The organism is Streptomyces sp. NBC_01260 (genome assembly GCF_036226405.1).
Taxonomy (GTDB): domain Bacteria; phylum Actinomycetota; class Actinomycetes; order Streptomycetales; family Streptomycetaceae; genus Streptomyces; species Streptomyces laculatispora.
Map to the genome: position 1 here is coordinate 4,236,878 of NZ_CP108464.1, position 20,196 is coordinate 4,257,073.

The 20,196-nt window shown below is 72.7% G+C and carries 15 protein-coding genes; 6 read left to right on the forward strand and 9 right to left on the reverse strand.

Annotated elements, in window-relative coordinates; all coding sequences use genetic code 11:
- Window positions 1-2 precede the first annotated feature (2 nt).
- The 3 genes from OG322_RS18870 to OG322_RS18880 all read right to left on the reverse strand — a co-directional run bounded on the left by OG322_RS18870 (window position 3) and on the right by OG322_RS18880 (window position 8,064).
- Window positions 3-4,937, reverse strand: a complete 4,935-nt coding sequence (locus OG322_RS18870) for a DNA repair ATPase (RefSeq protein ID WP_329306713.1) — start codon at window positions 4,935-4,937, stop codon at window positions 3-5.
- Window positions 4,938-5,181: 244 nt separating this feature from the next.
- Window positions 5,182-7,284 (reverse strand): flotillin family protein, encoded by a 2,103-nt coding sequence (locus OG322_RS18875; RefSeq protein WP_123460328.1) that lies wholly within the window; start codon window positions 7,282-7,284, stop codon window positions 5,182-5,184.
- A 120-nt stretch (window positions 7,285-7,404) separates the two neighbouring features.
- Window positions 7,405-8,064: a hypothetical protein gene (locus tag OG322_RS18880; RefSeq protein WP_329306714.1), complete on the reverse strand. Its 660-nt coding sequence runs from the start codon at window positions 8,062-8,064 to the stop codon at window positions 7,405-7,407.
- A 307-nt stretch (window positions 8,065-8,371) separates the two neighbouring features.
- Here OG322_RS18880 and OG322_RS18885 point away from each other — a divergent pair, with 307 nt between their 5' ends.
- Together OG322_RS18885 and OG322_RS18890 are read left to right on the forward strand one after the other, a co-directional pair.
- Window positions 8,372-9,457, forward strand: a complete 1,086-nt coding sequence (locus tag OG322_RS18885; RefSeq protein WP_123460326.1) for a PucR family transcriptional regulator — start codon at window positions 8,372-8,374, stop codon at window positions 9,455-9,457.
- Between the two features lie 147 nt (window positions 9,458-9,604).
- Complete coding sequence (locus tag OG322_RS18890; RefSeq protein WP_329306715.1) at window positions 9,605-11,101, forward strand: MFS transporter; 1,497 nt, start codon at window positions 9,605-9,607, stop codon at window positions 11,099-11,101.
- A gap of 29 nt (window positions 11,102-11,130) precedes the next feature.
- Here the strand turns inward: OG322_RS18890 and OG322_RS18895 are convergent, their stop codons facing one another.
- On the reverse strand, window positions 11,131-11,658 hold the full coding sequence (locus tag OG322_RS18895; RefSeq protein ID WP_241200062.1) for a nitroreductase family deazaflavin-dependent oxidoreductase: 528 nt from the start codon (window positions 11,656-11,658) through the stop codon (window positions 11,131-11,133).
- 131 nt (window positions 11,659-11,789) lie between these two features.
- Between OG322_RS18895 and OG322_RS18900 the strand changes: the two genes are divergently transcribed.
- Window positions 11,790-12,341, forward strand: coding sequence for a MarR family winged helix-turn-helix transcriptional regulator (locus OG322_RS18900; protein ID WP_123460323.1), 552 nt, complete (start codon window positions 11,790-11,792; stop codon window positions 12,339-12,341).
- Between the two features lie 3 nt (window positions 12,342-12,344).
- Here the strand turns inward: OG322_RS18900 and OG322_RS18905 are convergent, their stop codons facing one another.
- Window positions 12,345-13,595 (reverse strand): cation:proton antiporter, encoded by a 1,251-nt coding sequence (locus tag OG322_RS18905; protein ID WP_123460322.1) that lies wholly within the window; start codon window positions 13,593-13,595, stop codon window positions 12,345-12,347.
- A gap of 2 nt (window positions 13,596-13,597) precedes the next feature.
- Complete coding sequence (locus OG322_RS18910; protein WP_123460321.1) at window positions 13,598-14,068, reverse strand: cation:proton antiporter regulatory subunit; 471 nt, start codon at window positions 14,066-14,068, stop codon at window positions 13,598-13,600.
- 183 nt (window positions 14,069-14,251) lie between these two features.
- Between OG322_RS18910 and OG322_RS18915 the strand changes: the two genes are divergently transcribed.
- Entirely contained in the window at window positions 14,252-14,662 is a 411-nt protein-coding gene (locus OG322_RS18915; RefSeq protein WP_185095327.1) for a hypothetical protein, read from the forward strand.
- 134 nt (window positions 14,663-14,796) lie between these two features.
- Here the strand turns inward: OG322_RS18915 and OG322_RS18920 are convergent, their stop codons facing one another.
- From OG322_RS18920 to OG322_RS18930, 3 genes are all read right to left on the reverse strand, one after another.
- Window positions 14,797-16,242 (reverse strand): flotillin family protein, encoded by a 1,446-nt coding sequence (locus OG322_RS18920; RefSeq protein ID WP_123460320.1) that lies wholly within the window; start codon window positions 16,240-16,242, stop codon window positions 14,797-14,799.
- A gap of 75 nt (window positions 16,243-16,317) precedes the next feature.
- Window positions 16,318-16,827 carry a hypothetical protein gene (locus OG322_RS18925; protein ID WP_123460319.1) on the reverse strand — a complete coding sequence of 170 codons (510 nt, stop codon included), beginning with the start codon at window positions 16,825-16,827 and terminating at the stop codon, window positions 16,318-16,320.
- Between the two features lie 106 nt (window positions 16,828-16,933).
- On the reverse strand, window positions 16,934-17,419 hold the full coding sequence (locus tag OG322_RS18930; RefSeq protein WP_124284486.1) for a peroxiredoxin: 486 nt from the start codon (window positions 17,417-17,419) through the stop codon (window positions 16,934-16,936).
- Window positions 17,420-17,517: 98 nt separating this feature from the next.
- On the opposite strand from OG322_RS18930, the gene OG322_RS18935 reads away from it, so the two are divergent.
- On the forward strand, window positions 17,518-18,228 hold the full coding sequence (locus OG322_RS18935) for an alpha/beta hydrolase (protein WP_266411556.1): 711 nt from the start codon (window positions 17,518-17,520) through the stop codon (window positions 18,226-18,228).
- A gap of 212 nt (window positions 18,229-18,440) precedes the next feature.
- Window positions 18,441-20,162 (forward strand): SpoIIE family protein phosphatase, encoded by a 1,722-nt coding sequence (locus OG322_RS18940; RefSeq protein ID WP_124285226.1) that lies wholly within the window; start codon window positions 18,441-18,443, stop codon window positions 20,160-20,162.
- Window positions 20,163-20,196 lie beyond the last annotated feature (34 nt).

A 20,196-nucleotide genomic window follows, 5' to 3' on the forward strand; every position in this document is an offset into this window, starting at 1 on the left:
CGTCAGTGGTCCCCGGGGGGCCCGGACGGCGGCCGGGCGAGGAGCTGGCGGGGGTCCGCCGCCCGGCTGATCGCCGATTCGACCGCCGCGATCCGGTCCGCGAGCAGTCCCAGTGCGGCCACCGCACGGGTCACGGGGTCGCCGTCCGGCCCGCCGAGCGCCTGGGCGCGGACGTAGCCGGCGGTGACGGCGGACCAGCGGGCGGCCCGCTCCGGACCGAGTGTTCCGCGCAGTGCGGCGAGCTTCAGCAGGGCGGCCTCCGCGCCCGAGGTGAGCGTCTGGGCCTCGCCCGCGTAGTGGTCGTCGATGACGTCGGACAGTTCGGCGTCGTTCATCACGGGCACGATCCGCTCGGCGATCCGGTTCATGTTGCGGTACGAGCCCTGCAGCCGGAACGGCGGTTCGGTGCGCGTCGTGTCCGTCTGCGCCGCCGAGGCGATGTAGGCGGCGTTGACGGCGAGAACGGTGTCGCGTGCGGTGAGCAGATGGCGCAGCACGGCGACGACGCGTTCCACCTCGACGGGCGCGTACGGGTGCTCCAGCCGGTTCGCACCGGAGGCGGGTTCCGTGCCGGCGGCGAGCCGCAGCAGCAGTGCGAGGTCGTCGCGGGACCGCCCGGCGAGCGGGGCCAGCACCGGGTTGGCGGTCAGCGCGTTCTCCACGAAGCTCAGCGCGAAGACGTCCTCCCGGCCGCTCAGCACCTCGCCGAGATTCCAGACGTCGGCCCGGTTGGCGAGCATGTCGGGAATCCGGAACCGCTCCCCGGACTCGGTGTAGGGGTTGCCCGCCATGCACACCGCGAACCGCTTGCCCCGCAGGTCGTAGCTGCGCGGCTCGCCGTCCCGCACGCCCTCGATCCGGCGGGTGGCGTCGCAGAGCGGGATGAACTTCTGGAGCAGTTCCGGTGAGGTGTGCTGGATGTCGTCGAGGTAGAGGAGGGTGTTGTTGCCCGCCTCCAGCGCGAAGTTGATCTTCTCGATCTCCTGGCGCGCGGTCGCGCTGCGCGCCTGCGCGGGGTCCAGCGAGGTCACGTCGTGGCCGAGGTTGGGTCCGCTGATCTTGACGAGGACCAGGCCGAGCCGGTCGGCGACGTACTCCATCAGCGTCGTCTTGCCGTAGCCGGGCGGCGACACGAGCAGCAGCAGGCCCTGCGAGTCGGTGCGCCGGTCGGCGTCGGCGGTGCCGAGCTGCTTGGCGAGGCTGTCGCCGATCAGCGGCAGGTACACCTCGTCGAGCAGCCGGTTGCGGACGAACGCCGACACCACGCGCGGCCGGTGGTCGTCCAGCCGCAGCCGGGTGCGCTCGGCTGCGGCCAGTGCGGTGCGCCGTCGCTGGTAGGCGCGGAAGCCGGGCGCCGTGACCGTGCGGAACTCCTCGGTACGGGAGAGGAGTTCGTCGATCCGCAGGGGCAGCCGGCCCCGGTCGATGCGCGGGTGGACACCGAGGAGCCCGTCCACGGTCGCGGTGAGCGGCGCCTCGCCCTCGTACCGGCGCACGGTGGGTTCCGGGCAGAGCTCCACGGCGACGGCCTCCGCGAGATCGCCGTCGTCGAGGTCCGAGCCGCTCGCGCGGGAGTACGCGCTGAGCCACCCCTCGACGAGCTGGCGGCGGGCCGGCAGGTCGTCCCCCAGGGCCGCGAGATCCTCGTCGTAGGCCGAAGTGCCGGTGGTACGGCGGAACTTGTCCAGGAAGGTGCGGACGCCGGCACTGGTGACGAACCCCTCGGGGCCGCTCGTCAGTTCCTCGAAGAGGTACGAGGCGACGGCCCGCGAGCCCTCGCCCGCGATGACGCCCGCCCACTCCTCCTGGAGCGCGGCGACGGCCGGGGCGAGCCCGAAGGTGTCGCGGGCGCGGGCCAGCGAGCGGGCCCGGCGGGTCCAGGAGGTCCGTCGGGCCTCGTCCGCCCGGTGCGCCCAGAAGAGCTGGGCGGCGGCCCGGACGGCGGGCGGGCAGCGCAGCAGTCCGGCTCCGGCACGCAGGCGCAGCAGTACGGTCAGGATCGCTGCGGCGTCCTCGTCGTGGACGCCGCGCTGATACCCCTCGTCGTACGCGGCTGCCGCGGACTCCCTGACCAATGCGGCGAGTTCGTCCGGTTCCAGGGAGGCCAGCCGGTCCGCGCCCTGCTCGGCCAGCAGCCGGGCGGCCAGGTGCTCGCCGCGGTAGACGGACGGGGACTCGGAGGGCAGCTGCTGGTCCCAGTACGGGCGGGTCTCGACGAAGGCCGGGTCGGTGACCGGCATCCGGTAGTCGGTCCCGGTGACCGCGAACGCGAGCCCGTCCCCCTGGGGGACCAGCGTCAGATCGAACGGCTGGGTGTTCACCGCGAACCGATGGCGGCCCAGCCGGATGGTCGCCCCGCCGTCCGCGTACAGCTCGCTGCGGTCGCGCAGCGCCCGCAGGGCCTCCTGGCGGGCCGCGAGCAGCTGCCCCTCCAGCTCCTCGGCCCGTACCGCGTCGCCGAGTTCGCGCAGCTCGGCCGCGGTGCGGCGGACCTTGGCGACCATCGGGTCGGAGGCGAAGCAGGTGTGGACGGCGTCCGCGTCGGGCAGCGCGGCGCTGCGGCGGGCGACCGTGTCCAGCACCCGGACGGCGGACTGGGCGAGGCGCTCGGTGCGGCGGGCGACGGCGTCCTGAAGGGTCTGCCTGCGGGCCGAGAACGCCTCGTACACCTCCGTCCGCCGCTCGCCCAGCGCGGTCAGGAAGTCGTCGAACTCGGCGAACCGCGCCTCCAGGTTCTCCAGCTGGAGCAACAGCCGCGCGAGCTGCTCGTCGCAGGCACCGGGGGTGCCCGCGGCGGCCAGCGCCCCCGTCACCGCCTGTCCCAGCAGGGCGAACTCGGCGGCGAACTCGGCCCGTCCCTCGTGGTCGAGGAGTTCACGGCGGCGGGCGTCGAGCGTGGCGCGGGCCCGGTTCACCCCGCCGAGCACCTCGGCGATCCGCTCCAGGATCGAGGTACGGACCACGCCGTCACCGATGTCGAGCCCGGTGACGACGTCGGTGACCGTGCTCAGCCCGTCCGTCATCCCCGCCAGCCGGTCGCCGAGCGCGGCGGCGTCGGTGACGGTGGCGAGCGCGGACGCCTCCTCGGTGAGGCGGGCGATGTCCTCGTGGTACCCGGCGAACGCGCCGTCCCTGGCCAGGAACGCGACCGCGCGCCGGCCGGCCGAGGCCAGGTCGTCGGCGGTGGCGGCGGTGAGTTCGGCGATCCGCTCGGTGTCCGCGTACCGCATCTCGCCGAGCGTGGCCAGATGGCCGTGCGCGGTGCGGAGTTCGGTGAGCCGGGTGACCCAGTCGGCGGCGTACTGCGGGGCCTCGCCGCGGACCCGGCGCACCAGTGCGGTGATCCGGTCCGCGCTCTCGGCGAGCGCGTCGGCGGCCTGCCGGGTCAGTTCCTGGACGCCCTCGAACTCTGCGAGGACCTGCTGCGCGGTGTCCCGGAGCGCGGTCAACGGGTCGGCGAGAGAGCCGAGTTCGCTGTCCCCCAGCCAGTGGTAGCGGTCGGTGGCCCGGGTGCAGTCGGCCACCAGCCGCGCGTAGACCGCGCCGGTCGGGCTGGTCGCGTCGGCGCTGTGCGCGAGCGCGAGGCAGTCGGAGATGCCGCGCACCAGGTCGGCGTTGCCGATCCGGGCCAGCGGGCCGGTGCCGGCGGGGCGGGAGGCGGCGTAGGTGTCGGAGACGTACGGCGTCTGCCAGCGCTGCAACGGGTGCACCCGGGCCGGTCCGGCGTCCGGGCCCTCCACCGGTTCCCGCAGGAGTACGAGCGTCCCGTCGTCGAGCAGGGCGTGGCCGCGGCCCTGGAGCGGGGTGGCGACCTCCTGGCGGATCACGTTGTAGGGGAGCAGCAGGCTGCGGCCGTTGTCCCGGGAGCGGAACGCGTAGAGGACGTCCTCGCCGTTGGGGGAGCGGACGGCCCCCTCGAAGGCGGGCTCGGTGAGCGGCCGCGCGATGTCGAAGGTCTTGGCGGCGCCGGTGGTCAGGTAGAAGCCGCCGGGGAAGATGATCCCCTGGTCCTCGGGGAGCCGGTGGCAGGCCGGGCCGATGCCGTCCAGCCGCAGCACGGTGCCCAGGAGCGAGTTGAACACGAGGTGGCGGGTGGCCTCCTCCTTGTACGGGCGGATGCGGAGCAGGACCAGCGGGCCGAGCTCCGCGTACTCGACCTCGGCGTCGGCGAGTGACTGGAGGGGCTCGGTGACCGGCTCCCGGTAGATCCCGTCCGGGGTGTCCGTGTCGTTGACGGTCTTGACGGTGAGGTGGCCGCCGAGGGTGGTGACGTACAGCCGCGCGTCGCTCCCGTCGCCCGTACCCCCGATCGCGATGTGCGGGTGCCGGCCGGGGAGGTGGGACTCGCGTCCGGCGACGGTCCAGGTGAAGTCGTGCGACGGCGGGAACACGTGGTCGCGTTCGCCGCGGGCGTCGAGGAACGCGCCGGGTGTGCCGTCGGCGTCGAGGGCCCAGCGCAGGACGCGGATGTCCTCGGCGCTCTCGCCGGTCCGGAACACGGCCAGGAGCCGGCCGTCGGTACGGCGCAGCCGCAGCAGCCGGGCGTCGCGGTAGTAGCGGTGCAGCCCGTTGAACTCGCGGACGAACGCCTCGTCGGTGAGGAGCGGGCCGGTGCCGGGTGTCAGCTCGGCGTCGTACAGCGCGAGTACGTCGTCGACGGCGGGCTCGTCGCCCCGGCCGGGGCCGCGTTCGAAGCCGAACAGCAGCCGGCCGCCGATCGCGACGAGGTCGCGGGGGGTGGAGGGCTGCTCGGTACGGATGCGCTCGCTGCCGAGCAGCCGCAGTCCGGTGGAGCCGAACTCCTCCGTGCGGCGGGAGTTGAGCGCCTCGGCCCGGCGGGTGAGCTCCGCGGCCTGGGTGCCGAGCCGGCGGCGCAGCACGTCGTAGGCCCCGGCCTCCACGGGGCCGCCCGGGGGCGGCGGGGTTCCGGTGTCCATGCGGGGCGGCTCCTTACGGGTGGGCGGATCTGTGGGGTCCGGGGCGGCCGGGCGGCCCGGCGTTGTCCTCGATCGCCGGACGGGCTCGACCGGGGTTCGGGTGCCACCGGGGCACCGTCCGTCCTCAACCGCCGGACGGGCTTGACCGGCCCGCCCCTGCCGTGGATCCGCGGGCGGCCTTTCCAGCCCGTCCGGCGATCGAGGACAGGGCGTTGCTCCGGAGGGGCCGGGGCGACGCGTCCGGCTACGACACCGGCGTACCGTTCCGGGACGGGGCCGGTACCTCGTTCAGGCGTACGTCCGCGAGGCCCAGCTCCCGCGCGTGGTCCAGGAGCCGGCGGACCTGGTCCGCCCCCGCACCCCCCACCCCCGGCGCGGCCATCATCCGCATCAGCAGCGCCGACACCGTCAGGTTCTGCACATCACCCGACGACACCGACCCCAGCACCCGCGTCAGATCGTCCGTGAACGACGAGGTGCCGTTCAGCCACGGCCCCGCGAGCGCCTGCGCCGTGTCCGAGTTCCCGACGAAGCCGTCGAGGCTCTTGCCCATGGAGATGGACGAGACCAGCCGGTCGAAGAAGACCGACTCCCCGCCGACGATGTCGATGTCGGCGTTCTCCAGCCCGGCGGACACGATCGTCGCCTGCGCCTCGGCGACCTGCCGCTGCACATCCAGCCCGGCGAGCCGGATCTCCTTCTCCGCCTCCAGCCGCAGCCGGTACTCCTCGTGGCCGCGCGAGGCGTCGTCCAGGGCGGCCATCGCGGCCGCCTTGTCGGTGAGCCCCGCCGCCTCGGCCTTCAGCTTCTCGCCGATCATCGCCGCGTCGGCCGTCGCCTGGGCCTGTGTACCCTCCGCCGCCGCCAGCGCCTTCAGCCTGGAGCCCTCCGCCTCGGCCCTGAGCCGGGCGGACGTCGCCTCGGCCTCGGCCAGGCCGGTCTTCTCGATGACCTCGGCCGCCGCGTCCCGTACCTGCACCTCCGCGAGGCCGGCCGCGGCCGACTCCGCCTGGACGCCCTCGGCCAGCCGCAGCTTCGCGCGGGCGTCCAGGTCCGCGGTCTTCAGCCGGGCCTCGGCGAGCGTGAGCTGCTCGGCCGCCCGGTGGGTGGCCGAGGCCTCGGCGGCCTCCGCGGCCTTGATGTCCTTGACCAGCTGCTCCTGGGCCTCCGCCTCGGCGGCGATGATCACCGACTTGCGGGTGCGCTCGGACTCCTCGACCGACCGCAGCGTCTTGATGGACTCCTCCTGCTCGGCGACCGTACGGTCGACCGCGATCCGTTCCCGGATCACATCGGCGACCTCGCGGCGCTCGGCCTCGACCTCCTTCGTCGCGGCGATCCGGTTGAGCTCGGTCTGCCGCTCGCGCCCGATGACCTCGATCATCCGGTCCTTCTCGATGCGCTCGTTCTCCACCGCGATGACGCGCTCGCGGTTCTTCTGCGCGACCGCGATCTCCCGCGCCTGGTTCTCCCGCTGGATGCCGAGCTGCTCCTCGGTCCGGATGAACGCCCCCTGCGCACCCAGGCGTTCCTCCTCCTGGACCCGGGCGGTCGCCGCCTCCTCGCGGGCGCGCAGCGTCTCGACCTCGCGGCGCTGCTTGATCTCGGCCTCGGCCTGCCGGCGTTCCAGCTCCAGAATGGTCTCCCGGGCGTCGACGTCCTGCCGGGTGATCTCCTTCTGCTCGGTGCGCTGGAACTCGTTGGTCCGCACGTGCTCGATCGCGGTCAGCTCGGTGATCTTCCGAATGCCCTGTGCGTCAAGGATGTTGGCGCCGTCCAGCTGCACCATCGGCGTCTGCTCGAGGAAGTCGATCGCGGCGTCGTCCAGGTGGTAGCCGTTCAGATCGGTGCCGATGACGCGGATGATCCGGTCCCGGAACTCCTCGCGCTTGGTGTACAGGTCGACGAAGTCCAGCTGCTTGCCGACGGTCTTGAGCGCCTCGGAGAACTTCGCGGCGAAGAACTCCTGGATCGCCACCTTGTCGCTGGCCCGTTCCGTCCCGATGGCCTGGGCGACCTTGATGACGTCCTCGACGGTCTTGTTGACCCGTACGAAGAACGTGATGTGGATATCGGCGCGGATGTTGTCCTGGCAGATCAGCCCCTCGCGCCCGGTGCGCCGGATCTCGATGGTCTTCACCGAGATGTCCATCGATTCGGCCTTGTGCAGCACCGGCAGGACGACGGCACCGGTGAAGGTCACATCGACCTTCTTGGTCTTGGAGATGATCAGGGCCTTGCCCTGCTCCACCTTGCGGAAGAGCCGGGTGACGATCAGCAGCAGGGCGATCGCGATGAGCAGGACCACGGCGATGAGCAGGCCGAGGCCCAAGGAGATGGCTTCCATGACAGTCCTTGGCGGCTGGTGGTACGGAGAATGAGAGGTGGAGGGGCACGGCTCGCTGTCCGGGCGTGGCGGTGCGGACCGGTGCCGCGCGCGGCGGTGCGGTGCGGGTGGGCGCGGGGCTCAGGCGGTGTGGCCGGGGGCCGCACGCCGGTGCGTGGGCAGCGGCTGCGGCGGTCCCGGGTCGAGCGCCTTGTCGTACGGCGAGACCCAGAAGAACTCGCCCGCGGCGTCGTACGCGTACAGCAGCCCCGAACTCCCCGAGGTCAGCTCCGCGTCGTGCGGCCGCAACTGCCGCACCTGGACGATCGCGGTGGACCCGTCGGCCGCGGCGACCTCGGCCTGGCCGAGGTCCGAACCGACCGAGCCGGTACGGACCGTGCAGACCCGGCCCAGGAAGTCCTGGCGCGATGGCGGGGGCTGGTCCGGGAAGAAGCGGCGGAAGTGGTGCACGAGCACCCGCACCACGGCCCAGGCGATCAGCAGCGCGCCGACGAGGACGCCGACGGCGAGCGCGGCCCGGGTGGTACCGGTGGTGGCGGTGCGGTGCAGCAGGACCGAACCGGTCAGGGACGTGAACCAGGCGACGGCCACCATCACGGATACCGAGACGGTGACCGGCACACCGCCGACCCCGGCCAGATCGGCGTCGAGGTCCGCGTCGAACGCGTGGTGGTCGGCCGCGCCGACCAGGACGAGCAGCCAGAAGGCGATCACGACGACGAGCGCCGCGGCGAAGAGAACGGCCGGGAAGGACAACGTCGCTGTCAGGAACTCCCGCATCGGTCCCACCCCCTGCCGTCGCGCCGGCACGACGTGCCGGCGTCTGCGCGTGGTCCGGCGTGACCCAGGTGCTGCGGTACCGCCGTCAGCGGTACCGCAGCAGCCGGATCGTCCCCCGTCCCCCCGTTGCACCCCCGTGTTTCCCCCGTGGTCCCCCGGTTGGTGCTGACCGGATCGTGTCATCCGGGGCCGGGCCGTCGCACTGCCGGAATACGGCAATCTTTCTCCACCCTCGATGCCGGGCACCGGCACTGGGCCGTAAGCGTTGTGTAAATATCAGTAACGAAGCAGAACTGGGGGCGTACGCGTGCCGGAGCCGGAGATTCCCGACAGCTTTCTCGAGGGCTACGCCCGCGTACTGGGGGAGGTCGCCGTCACCGGACGCCGGCTCACCCGGGAGGAGGTGGAGACCCGCCGCGCCCTGGGCAGGCAGGCCGCCGAGGCCGGACACCAGCTGCGCGCCCTGGTCCGTATGCACCTGGCCGAGACCCGTACCTCCTGGCCGGCCGCCGCCCCCGGCGCCACGACGGCCGCCGTGGCCGCGGTCGCCGAGAGCGTGCTGGCCGCGGCGGAGCAGGCGGTCGACGCGTTCGCCGAGGGCTTCGAGCGGGCGCAGCGGCTCACCGTGCGGCGGGAGGAGGCGGCCCGCCGGGAGTTCATCGACGACCTGCTGTACGGGCGCAGCGACCTGGGCCGGCTCGCCGAGCGGGCCACGCGCTTCGGGCTGCGGCTCTCCCGCGCCCATGCGGTGGCGGTGGCGGCGGGCCCCGAGGCGTACACCGAGACGGATGCCGTGCCCAGGCATGTGGAGTCGGCGCTGCTGGCCCGGTTCGGCGGCCGGAAGATCCTCATCACGACGAAGGACGGGCGGCTGATCTGTATCGCGCCCGGCAGTCAGCCCGACGTCCTGAGGTACTTCGCCAAGCAGGCGCACGCGGCGACGGACGGCGGCCGGGTCGCCGTCGGCCGCGCCCACCGGGGCCCGGGCGGTGTCGTCCAGTCGTACGACGAGGCGCTCGACGCGCTCGATCTGGCCGACCGGATGGGCCTGGACGATCCGGTGCTGTACTCCGCCGACCTGCTGGTCTACCCGGTGCTGACCCGGGACCGGCAGGCGATGTCCGATCTGGTGCGCAGCGAGCTGGGCCCGCTCCAGCAGGCGCGGGGTGGTGCGGAACCGCTGCTCAAGACGCTGTCCGTGTACTTCGAGTCGGGCTGTGTCGCGGCCGAGACGGCCCGCCGGCTGGCGCTGAGCGTGCGCGCCCTCACCTACCGGCTGGAGCGGATCCACCAGCTGACCGGCTCCGACCCCTCCGACCCGATGCACCGCTACACGCTGCAGACGGCGGTGATCGGGGCCCGGCTGCTGGACTGGCCGGCGAAGGAGGTGTGAGCCGCCCACCTGCCGATCTCCCGGTTCTGCCGGGTCCCGGCAGGACCGTGCCCCGGCGACGCTCCCCGCATGCGGGCAGGCCCACCTCCACCTAGCGTGATCAGTCGGGGGATTCTGGCGGTGTGCGCAACGAGGGAGATCCACACCATGGCCCGACACGCGCGTCAGCCAAGGAAATCGGCCGAGAGCGGGGAGGGGCGCGGTCCGTCGCACCGTTGGTGGGTGCTGGCGGTGATCGGGCTCGCCCAGCTGATGGTGGTGCTGGACGCGACGATCGTGAACATCGCGCTGCCCTCCGCCCAGCAGGACCTCGGCTTCAGCGACGGGAACCGCCAGTGGATCGTGACGGCGTACGCCCTCGCCTTCGGCTCGCTGCTGCTGCTCGGCGGCCGCATCGCCGACCTGGTCGGCCGCCGGGTGGTGTTCCTGACCGGGCTGGTCGGCTTCGCGGTGGCCTCGGCGATCGGTGGTGCCGCCCCGAGCTTCGAGGTCCTGGTGCTGGCCCGCACCCTCCAGGGCATGTTCGGCGCGCTGCTGGCCCCGGCCGCGCTCTCCCTGCTCACCACGACGTTCACCGTCCCGAAGGAACGGGCGAAGGCCTTCGGCATCTACGGGGCCATCGCGGGCACGGGCGGCGCGGTGGGGCTGCTGCTCGGCGGGGTGCTCACCGAGTACCTGGACTGGCGCTGGTGCCTGTACGTGAACCTGCTGTTCGCGCTCGTCGCCTTCGTCGGCGGCTGGCGCCTGCTCACCGCGGGTGCGCCCACCGACCGCCCGAAGCTCGACATCCCGGGGACCGTGCTGGTCTCGGCCGGGCTCTTCTGCATCGTGTTCGGGTTCTCCAGGGCCGAGACGCATCCGTGGAGCTCACCCGACACCTGGGCATTCCTGCTGGCCGGGGTGGTGCTCGTGGCGGCGTTCGTGTGGTGGCAGACCAGGGCCGCGCATCCGCTGCTGCCGATGCGGGTGGTGCTCGACCGGGACCGGGCCGCGTCGTACCTCGCGATGTTCATCTCCGGCGGCGGCCTGTTCGGGGTGTTCCTGTTCCTCACGTACTTCCTGCAGAAGAGCCTGTTCTACTCGCCGGTCAGTACCGGTCTGGCGTTCCTGCCGATGATCGCCGTGATGATCGTGACGTCCGTGACGACGACCAACGTCCTGGTGCCGAGGGTCGGCGCCAAACCGATCGTGCCGCTCGGCATGGGTATCGCGGCGGGCGGCATGGTGTGGCTGACCACCCTGGACCTGAACAGCACCTATTTCGCCCATGTGCTGCCCCCGCTGGTCTGCCTGGGGCTCGGACTGGGCATGATCTTCGCCACGGCGATGAACCTGGCCACCGCCGGGGTCTCCGCCCGGGACGCCGGAGTGGCCTCGGCGATGGTCAACACCAGCCAGCAGGTGGGCGGCTCCATCGGTACGGCGCTGCTGAACACCCTCGCCACCAGCGCGGCCGCCGACTACCTGGCCGGCCGCCGCCCGACCCCGGCCGCCGTCGCCCAGGCCCAGCTGGAGAGCTACTCCACCGCGTACTGGTGGTCCGCGGGCTTCTTCGCCGTCGGACTGCTGCTCACGGTGACCCTCTACCGGCGGGGCGTGCCGCAGTCCCACCTGGTGGACGAGCCCGCACCCGTACGGGCCTGACCCCGGCCCTCAGCGGTCGCTGCCCGCTCTCAGCGGTCGCTGCCGGCGGTCCGGACGCCCTCCGTGAGCCGTACGAACGCGATGGACTCGCCCACGGCCCGGTAGCCCTCCGCGCTGCCGTCGACCGCGAACCCCAGGTACGAGCAGAGCCGCCGCGCGATCCGGGGGTGCCGGGGCGCGTACCGCACCATCAGCTCGCCGCCCTCCTCGGCCGGCAGATCGGCCGCCGTCACCGCGTGGAACCGGCGGCCGACCTGCACGGTGGCCTGCGGCGTACGTTTCAGATTGGCGTACCAGTCGGCGGCGGGCCCGAATCCGGACGCCACCGTCCAGCTCCGCCGGCCGTCCACCGTCGCGGACTCGACGACCTCGACGGCGGTCCGGCGCGGCTGTCCCGAGGTGCGCCCGGTGTGGACGAGGAGCAGCAGGCGCCCCCGGAACAGTGGTCCGAGCCCGACCCGGAACATATGGACGGGCAGCCGGACGGCGGTACGCCGCCAGCCGGTCGGAGGGGCCGGGTGCCGGGGTTCGGGCGAAGCTTCGGATTGATGCGTCACGGTGCAAACGTTGCACAATCCAAAGATGTGCGCCACCGTCGCACGCCGTGGGCCGGGGGGCCGGTACGACACCTTTCGGTCACGGTCCGGCCCGGGTGCGAGTACGGCCGTCCGGCACGGTACAAAGGGGCATGGCCGCGCACGAACAGGCATCTGAGGAACGACCGTCCGCCCCGCGCCGGGACGACGTCGATGCGGTGACGCGGGCGGTGCTGACGGCGTCGAGACTGCTGGTGGCCGTCTCCGCGCGGTCGCTGGCGGCGTTCGAGGACCGGGTGACGCTGCCGCAGTTCCGGCTGCTCGTGGTCCTGGCCACGCACGGGGACGCCAAGCTGGTCTCACTGGCCGAGCGGCTGGGCGTCAATCCGTCGACCGCCATGCGCATGCTGGACCGGCTGATCGTCGCCGGTCTCGCCGAACGGCAGGTCAACCCGGCCAACCGCCGCGAGACGGCGCTGCGGGTGACCCCGGAGGGGCTCCAGCTGGTCGAGGACGTCACGGCCGGCCGCCGCCGGGAGATCGCCTCGATCGTCGAACGCCTCGCGCCGGAGCAGCGGTCCGCGCTGATCGAGGCGCTGACGGCGTTCACCGCGGCGGGCGGCGAGCCGGCCGTGTCCGGGGGCGGCGCGGACGCGTACCCCCTGGGCTGGGTGCCCGACCTCCCCGCCGCCCCGGACGGCTGACGTTCAGTCGGCGGTCGGAGCCAGCTCCTCCCGCGGCACGGTCACCCGGGCGGCGGGAGCCGCGCCGCTGCCGGCCCCGGGAGCCGTGCCGCCGTCCTTGCCGCGCCACTTCTGGATCAGTTCGACGGCGGGCTGGGTCCAGCGCGCGGTGAGCGGGCCGACGATGACCAGGATCAGGACGTACGCGGTGGCGATGGGGCCGATGCGCGGCTCGGTCGCCACGGCCAGACCGGCGATGACGATGGAGAACTCGCCGCGGGCGACGAGCGTGCCGCCCGCCCGCCAGCGCCCACGCGATCCGATACCGGCCCGCCGGGCCGCGTACCAGCCGGTGGCGATCTTGGTGAAGACGGTGACGACGGCCAGCAGCGCGGCCGGGAGCAGCACCGGCGGGATCTCCGCGGGATTGGTGGAGAGCCCGAAGAACACGAAGAAGACGGCGGCGAAGAGATCCCGCAACGGGGTCAGCAGCTTGCGCGCGCCCTCCGCGACCTCTCCGGAGAGCGCGATGCCGACGAGGAACGCCCCGACGGCCGCCGAGACCTGAAGCTGCTGGGCCACCCCGGCGACCAGGACGGTCAGCCCGAGCACGACGAGCAGCAGCATCTCGGGATTGTCGGAGGACACGGCCCGGCTGATCAGCCGCCCGTGCCGCAGCGCGAGATAGAGCACGAACCCGACGGTGCCGAGCGCGACGAGCAGCGCGATGCTCCCCCCGGCGAAGCCCACGCCCGCGAGCATCGCGGTGAGCAGCGGCAGATAGACGGCCATCGACAGGTCCTCGATGACCAGCACCCCGAGGATGACGGGCGTCTCCCGGTTGCCGAGCCGCCCCAGATCGGCGAGGACCTTGGCGATCACCCCGGACGAAGAGATCCAGGTGACCCCGGCCAGCGCCACGGCGCCCACGGGCCCCCACCCGAGCAGCAGCGCGGCGACGGCGCCGGGGGTGGCATTGAGTACGAAGTCCACGGCCCCGGACGGATATTGCGTCTTCAGACTGGTGACGAGCTCACTGGCGCTGTACTCCAGCCCCAGCAGGAGCAGCAGCAGGATGACACCGATCTCGGCGCCGACGGCGGTGAACTCCTCACTGGCCCCGAGCGGCAGCAGCCCGCCCTGGCCGAAGGCGAGTCCGGCCAGCAGATAGAGGGGGATCGGCGAGAGCCCTATTCGCCCGGCGAACCGCCCGATGATGCCCAGCCCCAGAATGACGGAGCCGAGCTCCACCAGCAGTGCGGTCGTGTCGTGCACGATCAGCCCTCCGCAATGATCTCGGAGAGCGTGTCCACGCCCTCGCGCGTACCGACGGCGACGAGCGTGTCCCCGATGGCCAGCCGGAAGTCCGGCCCGGGTGACGGATGCGCACTGTGCGTCCGCAACACCGCCACGATCGAGGCCCCGGTCCGGGTCCGCGCCCGGGTGTCCCCGAGCAGCCGGCCGCCGTACGGGGATCGCGTCCCGAGCGGTATGTGCTCGGTGACCAGATCAATGCCATCGGTCCGTACGGCGTCGATCGGCGCAGCGTCGATGAGGTGCGCGAGCCCGGTGGCCTCCTGTGGAGTCAGGGGTACGGAGAGCCGGCACGAATCAGGATCGTCCTGGTCGTAGAACCCGATGAACCGGCGCCCGTCGTGGTGCACGACGACGGAGATGTGCTGGCCCGACTCGGTGGTGTAGTCGTACTGCACTCCGACTCCGGGCAGCGTGGTGCGGTGGGTTCCCATGGCTTCCTCCCGAGGAGTGCGACGCTCACAAAACGCACTTGGTGATCTCTTTAGTCCCGCATTACCCTAACCGGACCTTCCGCTGCGCCGGGGGTGCGGGTTTCGGCCCTCCGGTGACGGGGGCGGGCGGTTTGATCACCGGAGGGGTGCCTCGTTTTGATCAGGCCGCATACCCTCGGCCACATGCCTCGCCGTTCGGATACACCGCGCCGGCTGGTCGCCTCCGGGCGCGTGTACATGTGGACGATGCGCCACAGCCACCGGAACAAGGACGGCAGCCCCGCGGACTGCCGCCAGACCCTCACGCTGTCCCCGCAGCCGTCCGGCACCGGCGGCCCGCTGCGCATCGTCTTTGACCGCGGCCCCGGCCGGTACGTCCCGGGCGGGGCACCCCTCGGCTCCGGGGACGTGGGCTTCATCCGGGGCCCGGACCTGAACCTGCACGAACCGGGCGCCGTCCGGGCGCTGCTCGACGTGGCACTGGCCCGTGGGTGGCAACCGGACGAGCGGAGGGTGGAGGAGGTCGACGGCTGGTCCCTGTTGGAGGCGGCCGCCGCCATGCGAGCGAGAGACACCGGCCCCGAGGGCCCGTAGGGGTGCTCCCCTTCGCCTGATCTGGACAGGGGCGCTGACCGTGCGCGTCGATCTTGCGGGGCGAGGGTGGACGCACGCGTGCCCGGGCGGTGGGGAACCGGCCGGGCACGTGTGGGTGTTGCTGTGGTGGACGGTCAGTCCGTGACTTCGATCTTGCCGTTCTGGGCGGTGGTGGTGGCGGTGTCCGACTGGGCCGGGATCTCCGTCTTCGGGGTCGCGCCCTTGAGGTTCTTGAGCAGGGCGGCGAGGTCGACGCCCGTGGTGGAGCTGAGGAGCTCCATGCCCTGGGCGACGTTGTCCGTGACGGTGCGCGAGAGCTGGCTCGCGCCGTCCGTCGAGATCACGGTCAGCTTGTCGATGGCGCTCAGCGGCTCGGACGCCTTGGCGACGACCTGCGGGAGTACCTCGACGAGCATCTGGAGCACGGCCGCGTCGCCGTACTGGGCGAAGGCGTCCGCCTTCTTCTGCATGGCCTCGGCCTCGGCCGAACCCCTCGCGGCGATGGCGGCGCCCTCGGCCTCGCCCTCGATGCGTACGGCGTCGGCCAGTGCGGAGCGGTGCAGCTTCTCGCCCTCACCGGTCAGGCGGGAGCGCTCCGCGTCCGCCTCGGCCTGCTTCACCTGGGCGATACGGCGGGCTTCCGCCTCCTGCTCGGCCTGGTAACGGGCGGCGTCGGCGGGCTTGCGGACCTTGGTGTCGAGCTCGCGGTCGGTCAGTGCGGCCTGGCGCTCGGCGACCTTCTCCTGCTCCTGGAGGACCTCCTGCTGGCGGGCGGCCTCGGCGAGGGGACCGGCGGCGTTCGCCTTCGCGGCGGCCGCTTCCGTCTCGGCCTTGATCTCGGCCTGCTTGAGGTAGAACGTCCGCTCGGCGATGGCGATTTCCTCGGCGGCCTTCAGCCGGGCCTGCTCCGAGGCGCGGCGGGCGATCGCCTCGGCGATGTCCGCCTCCTGCTTGGCGCGGGCGGCCTCCGGGCGGCCGAGGTCCTCCAGGTAGGAGCCCTCGGTGGTGATGTCCTGGATCTGGAAGGCGTCCAGGATCAGGCCCTGGCCGGACAGGCTGGCCTCGGCCTCCTCCGCCACCTGGCCGGCGAACGCGGCCCGGTCGCGGATGATGTCCTCGACCGACATCCGGCCGACGATGGCGCGCAGCGCGCCGGAGAGCACTTCCTGGGTGAAGCCGACGATGCCGTTCTGCTGCTGCAGGAAGCGCTGGGCGGCGGCCCGGATCGCGTCCTCGCTGCCGCCGACCTTGACGATCGCGACGCCTTCGAGGTTGGACTTCACCCCGCGCAGTGTGACGGCCCCGCGCACGGCGATCGGGATGTGCCGGCTGGAGAGGTCCAGGGTGAACTTCTGCTGGACGAACGGCACGACGAAGACGCCGCCGCCGACGACGACCTTCTGGCCGCTGTTGTCGATGCTGGCCCGCCCGGTCACCGGGTCGACGGACTTTTTGCCGCGGCGGCCGGTGATGATGAACGCCTCGCTGGGCCCGGCGACCTTGTAGCGGGTGATGACCACGAGGGCCAGCAGGACGAGGAGTACGACGACTCCGACGATGGCGATCAGGACTGGACTCATAAGGGTGTCCCCCTCTGCCTCCCGACGGGGACGGCAGTTCTGTTGCGAGCGGTGGTGGCCGGCCGGCTTGCCGGCTCAGCGTTCGACGGGGCGGACCGAGACCGAGGTGGTCGAGAGTGTGGCCTCGACCCAGATCTCGGTGCCGCGTTCGACCGGCACGGGGCTCTTCGCCGACAGCTTCACGACATGACCCCCCAACCGCAGCAGTACCTCGCCGTAGCCGTCGGCCGGAATGGCCGTGACCACGGAGCCGGCCGAGCCGATGAGATCCGCGTCCCGCGGCGTGGCGTTGGTCTGGTCCCGCATCAGGGCCTGGCTGAACTTCCAGGTCAGCCAGGCGGCGACCAGACCGGCCAGGACACCGGCCCCGACGGCGGCGAACGTGCCGACGCCGGTCGTGCCGAGCACGATGGCGCCGCCGAAGCCGAGCATCGAGACGAAGCCGGCGATCACCGGAAGGGAGAGCAGCCCGTCGAAGAGGCCGTCCAGTACGCCTCCGAAGAGGCCTTCGAGGATTCCGTCGAAGATCAGGGACAGTGCGAGCAGCACGACTCCCGCAATACCGAGACCGAGAAACAAGGTCACGTGATCACCCCTCCCGATCTGCGGAATCCCCCGAACATTTCCGTCGAACTGGCTGGATGGTCCCATACATACCGGTCCGGCGACACTGCCGGGGCCCGGCAGTGTTCTAAGCGCTCTGGATGCCGGAGAGGTGGCCGGCCAGCGTGTCCAGTGACTGGAACGTGGCGCCGAGGAGCGCCACGTGCTTCCAGCGCAGTACCCCTTCGGCGTCGATCAGGAACACCGCCCGCCGTACCCCGATGCCGGGCGCCGCCACCCCGTACGCCCGCGCGATCTCACGGCCGGTGTCCGCCAGCAGCGGCATGCGCAGGCTGTGGGCGCGGGCGAAGGACTCATGGCTGTCCACATCCTGGGGACTGATCCCCCAGACCTCCGCGTCGAGTCCCTCGAAGGTCTCCATGCCCAAGGAGTACGAGCAGAGCTGCTTGGTGCACACGGCCGTGTTGTCGCCGGGGTAGAAGGCGAGGACCACGGCCCGGCCGCGGGCGGCGGAGAGCGTGTAGTCGCGGCGTTCGAACGCGTCACCGTCGAGCGCGCCGCCCGCGAGTGTGAAGTCCTGGACGGTGCTGCCGAGTTGCGGTGAAGATCCCATGGCGTGTCCTTTGGTGTCCGGCGCTGCGGCGGTGGTGCCGCCCGTGCTCCGTACAGCATGCTCGGTACGGCTTCACCCATCCGCACCAGGAGGTATGCATGACGCTACGACAACCGCCCGAGGCGGCGGTACTCCTGCTGCACGGCGGACGGGAGACCGGGCTCGGGGCGCCGCTGCCCGGACCGTTCAACCTGCCGGCGCTGCGGATGCGTCCGTTCGCGCAGGCACTGGGGCGGGCGATGGCGGGGGGCGTCCTGGTGCGCGCCGTCCGGTACGGGCACCGGGGCTGGAACGGGTCCCGGGCGGACCCGCTGCACGATGCCGTGCGCGCCCTGGACGAGCTGCGGCGTGCGGCGGGGGAGATTCCGGTGGTGCTGGTGGGGCACTCGATGGGCGGCCGCGCCGCACTGCACGCCGCCGGGCATCCGCTGGTACGGGGTGTGGTCGGTCTCGCCCCGTGGTGCCCGGACGGGGACCCGGTCGAGCAGCTCGCCGGGCGGGACGTCGTCCTCGTGCACAGCACCCGCGACCGCGTCACCAGTCCGGCGGCCTCCCGCACGCTCACCGCACGGGCCCGCCGGGCCGGGGCCCGTACCTGTCTGGTCACCGTGCACGGCAGCGACCACGCGATGCTCCGCCGCGCCCCCGCCTGGCACCGGCTGACCACCGCCCTGGTCACCGGGCTGCTGGGTCTGTCCCCGCTCCCCGGCCCCGTCGCCGAGGCCCTGCGGCTGCCGCCGGGGGCCCCGGCGGAGGACGGGGCGGTGGATGCGGACCGGCTGATCCCGGCGGCGCGGACAGCGGGATGAGCGGGGCGAGCGGGGCGGTGCCGCCGGGCAGCCCCCGCTGATCGGCGGCGAGCGGTTCCGGTTCGGGCGGCCGGTGCGGGCGGTCTGGGGATGCGGGGGCGGTGCGGGCGGCCGACGATGGAGGGCCGGGCAGTCGGGCGGCCCGCGCCCGGTCACAGGAGGTTGCCTTGCAGGCCGATGTGTACGCCGACAGTCCGCCGCCGCTCGACACCATGGCGCTCGCGGCCCTGATCGGCGGAACCACGGCCGGGGTGGGGGTCCTGGACACCAAGCTGCGCTACCTCTATGTGAACCCGGCCCTCGAACGGCTCAACGGCGTCCCGGCCGCCGATCACCTGGGCCGCACCGTCGCCGAGGTGCTCCCCGAGGTCGACGCCCGCGAGGACCTGATGCTGGCGGTGCTCTCCGACGGCCGGTCCCGTGAGATCACCTCCAGCGGCCGGACCCCCGCCATGTCCGCCTCCGCCCGGCGTTACTGGCACGGCGCCTACCACCGGCTGGAGGTGGCCGGCCGGGTGGTGGGCGTCGCCGGCATCCTGCTGGAGGTCACGGCCTCCGACGAGGAGCAGCGCCAGCTGGCCCAGGCCCGGCGCCATCTGAGTCTCCTGGACAGTGCGAACACCCGCATCGGCACCACGCTCGACATGGACACCACCTGCGCCGAGCTGGTCGACCTCGTCGTCCCGGGGCTCGCCGATCTCGCCACGGTCGAGGTCTTCCCGCCGGACGTCGCCCCGCCGGTGCGTCCCGCACCGCCCGGGGTGACCCGACTGAGGCGGGCGGCGGTGACGGCGGTGCCGAGGCTGCGCGCGCGGGTCGCGCGGTTCGGGGTGGCCGGCGACTACGTCGACTACCAGGAGGAAGCGGCGGTGACGCGCTGTCTGGCCACCAACCAGCCGGTCATCGAGAACCTGACCGGGGACGAGCGACTGGGCCGCGCCGCGCCCTCCCCCGAACGGGTTGCCACCTACCGGGCCCTCGGGATGCACTCGGCGGTCATCGTTCCGCTCTCCGTGCGCGGCGGGCCGATCGGCGTCCTCGGCCTGGTCAGGGCGGGGGACTCGCCGGCCTTCACGGAGCAGGACGTGGTGGTCGCCCGGGAGCTCGCCGGACGGGCCGCCGTCGACCTCGACCACGCGCGCCGGTTCGCCCACGAGCACACCATCGCCCTGGAGCTCCAGCGCTCCCTGCTCTCCGAACCCCGCCAGCCGCACCCGCACATCGAGGTCGCCACCCGCTATCTGCCGGCGGACCGGAGCGTGCTGGTGGGCGGCGACTGGTTCGACATCATCCCGATGCGCGACGGACGCCACCTGAAGGCGATCGGCGATGTGATGGGGCACGGGGTGGAGGCGGCCGTCGCGATGAGTCACTACCGCTCGCTGCTGCGGCTGCTCGCCGACGAGGAACTGCCGCCGCACCGCATCCTGGAGCAGCTCGACCGGATGGTGGAGCGGTCCGGTCTCGACCGGGCGGCGACCTGTCTGCTGGCGGTGGTCGACCGGTCCGGCGCGATGTGCCAGGTGTCGAGCGCGGGCCATCTGCCGCCGGTCTTCATCGATCCCGGGGCGGCGGGCACCCGGCTGGGCGACGTAACGGCGGGGCCGCCACTCGGCACCGGGTTCGGCGGCTACCGGACGACGGAGGTGCGGTGCACCCCGGGCACGGTGCTGTTCATGTACACCGACGGCCTGGTGGAGCGGCGCGGCGAGGACATCGACGTGTCCGTCGGCCGGCTCCGGGAGCTGACCCTGCCGGAGAGCGGGAATCTGGAGGAACTGCTGGACGAGGTGCTCGACCGTTTCGGTCCGGGCGCCGAGGACGATATCGCGGTGATGGCCTCGCGGGCCCGTTTCGCCCCCTGGCGGCGGATGCGCGGCGGGGCGAAAGCGAGGAGGGGCGAGCCCGGGGCAGGTGAGCCCGAAGAGGTGTGAGCCCGACGGCCCGGGGCGCTGTCAGTGGCGGCTG

Coding starts and splice junctions, on each gene's coding strand:
- OG322_RS18890 (WP_329306715.1), top strand. CDS start 9,605: ATGGCCCGACACGCGCGTCAGCCAAGGAAATCGGCCGAGAGCGGGGAG.
- OG322_RS18930 (WP_124284486.1), bottom strand. CDS start 17,419: ATGGGATCTTCACCGCAACTCGGCAGCACCGTCCAGGACTTCACACTC.
- OG322_RS18940 (WP_124285226.1), top strand. CDS start 18,441: ATGGCGCTCGCGGCCCTGATCGGCGGAACCACGGCCGGGGTGGGGGTC.
- OG322_RS18875 (WP_123460328.1), bottom strand. CDS start 7,284: ATGGAAGCCATCTCCTTGGGCCTCGGCCTGCTCATCGCCGTGGTCCTG.
- OG322_RS18880 (WP_329306714.1), bottom strand. CDS start 8,064: ATGCGGGAGTTCCTGACAGCGACGTTGTCCTTCCCGGCCGTTCTCTTC.
- OG322_RS18870 (WP_329306713.1), bottom strand. CDS start 4,937: ATGGACACCGGAACCCCGCCGCCCCCGGGCGGCCCCGTGGAGGCCGGG.
- OG322_RS18900 (WP_123460323.1), top strand. CDS start 11,790: ATGGCCGCGCACGAACAGGCATCTGAGGAACGACCGTCCGCCCCGCGC.
- OG322_RS18910 (WP_123460321.1), bottom strand. CDS start 14,068: ATGGGAACCCACCGCACCACGCTGCCCGGAGTCGGAGTGCAGTACGAC.
- OG322_RS18935 (WP_266411556.1), top strand. CDS start 17,518: ATGACGCTACGACAACCGCCCGAGGCGGCGGTACTCCTGCTGCACGGC.
- OG322_RS18920 (WP_123460320.1), bottom strand. CDS start 16,242: ATGAGTCCAGTCCTGATCGCCATCGTCGGAGTCGTCGTACTCCTCGTC.
- OG322_RS18915 (WP_185095327.1), top strand. CDS start 14,252: ATGCCTCGCCGTTCGGATACACCGCGCCGGCTGGTCGCCTCCGGGCGC.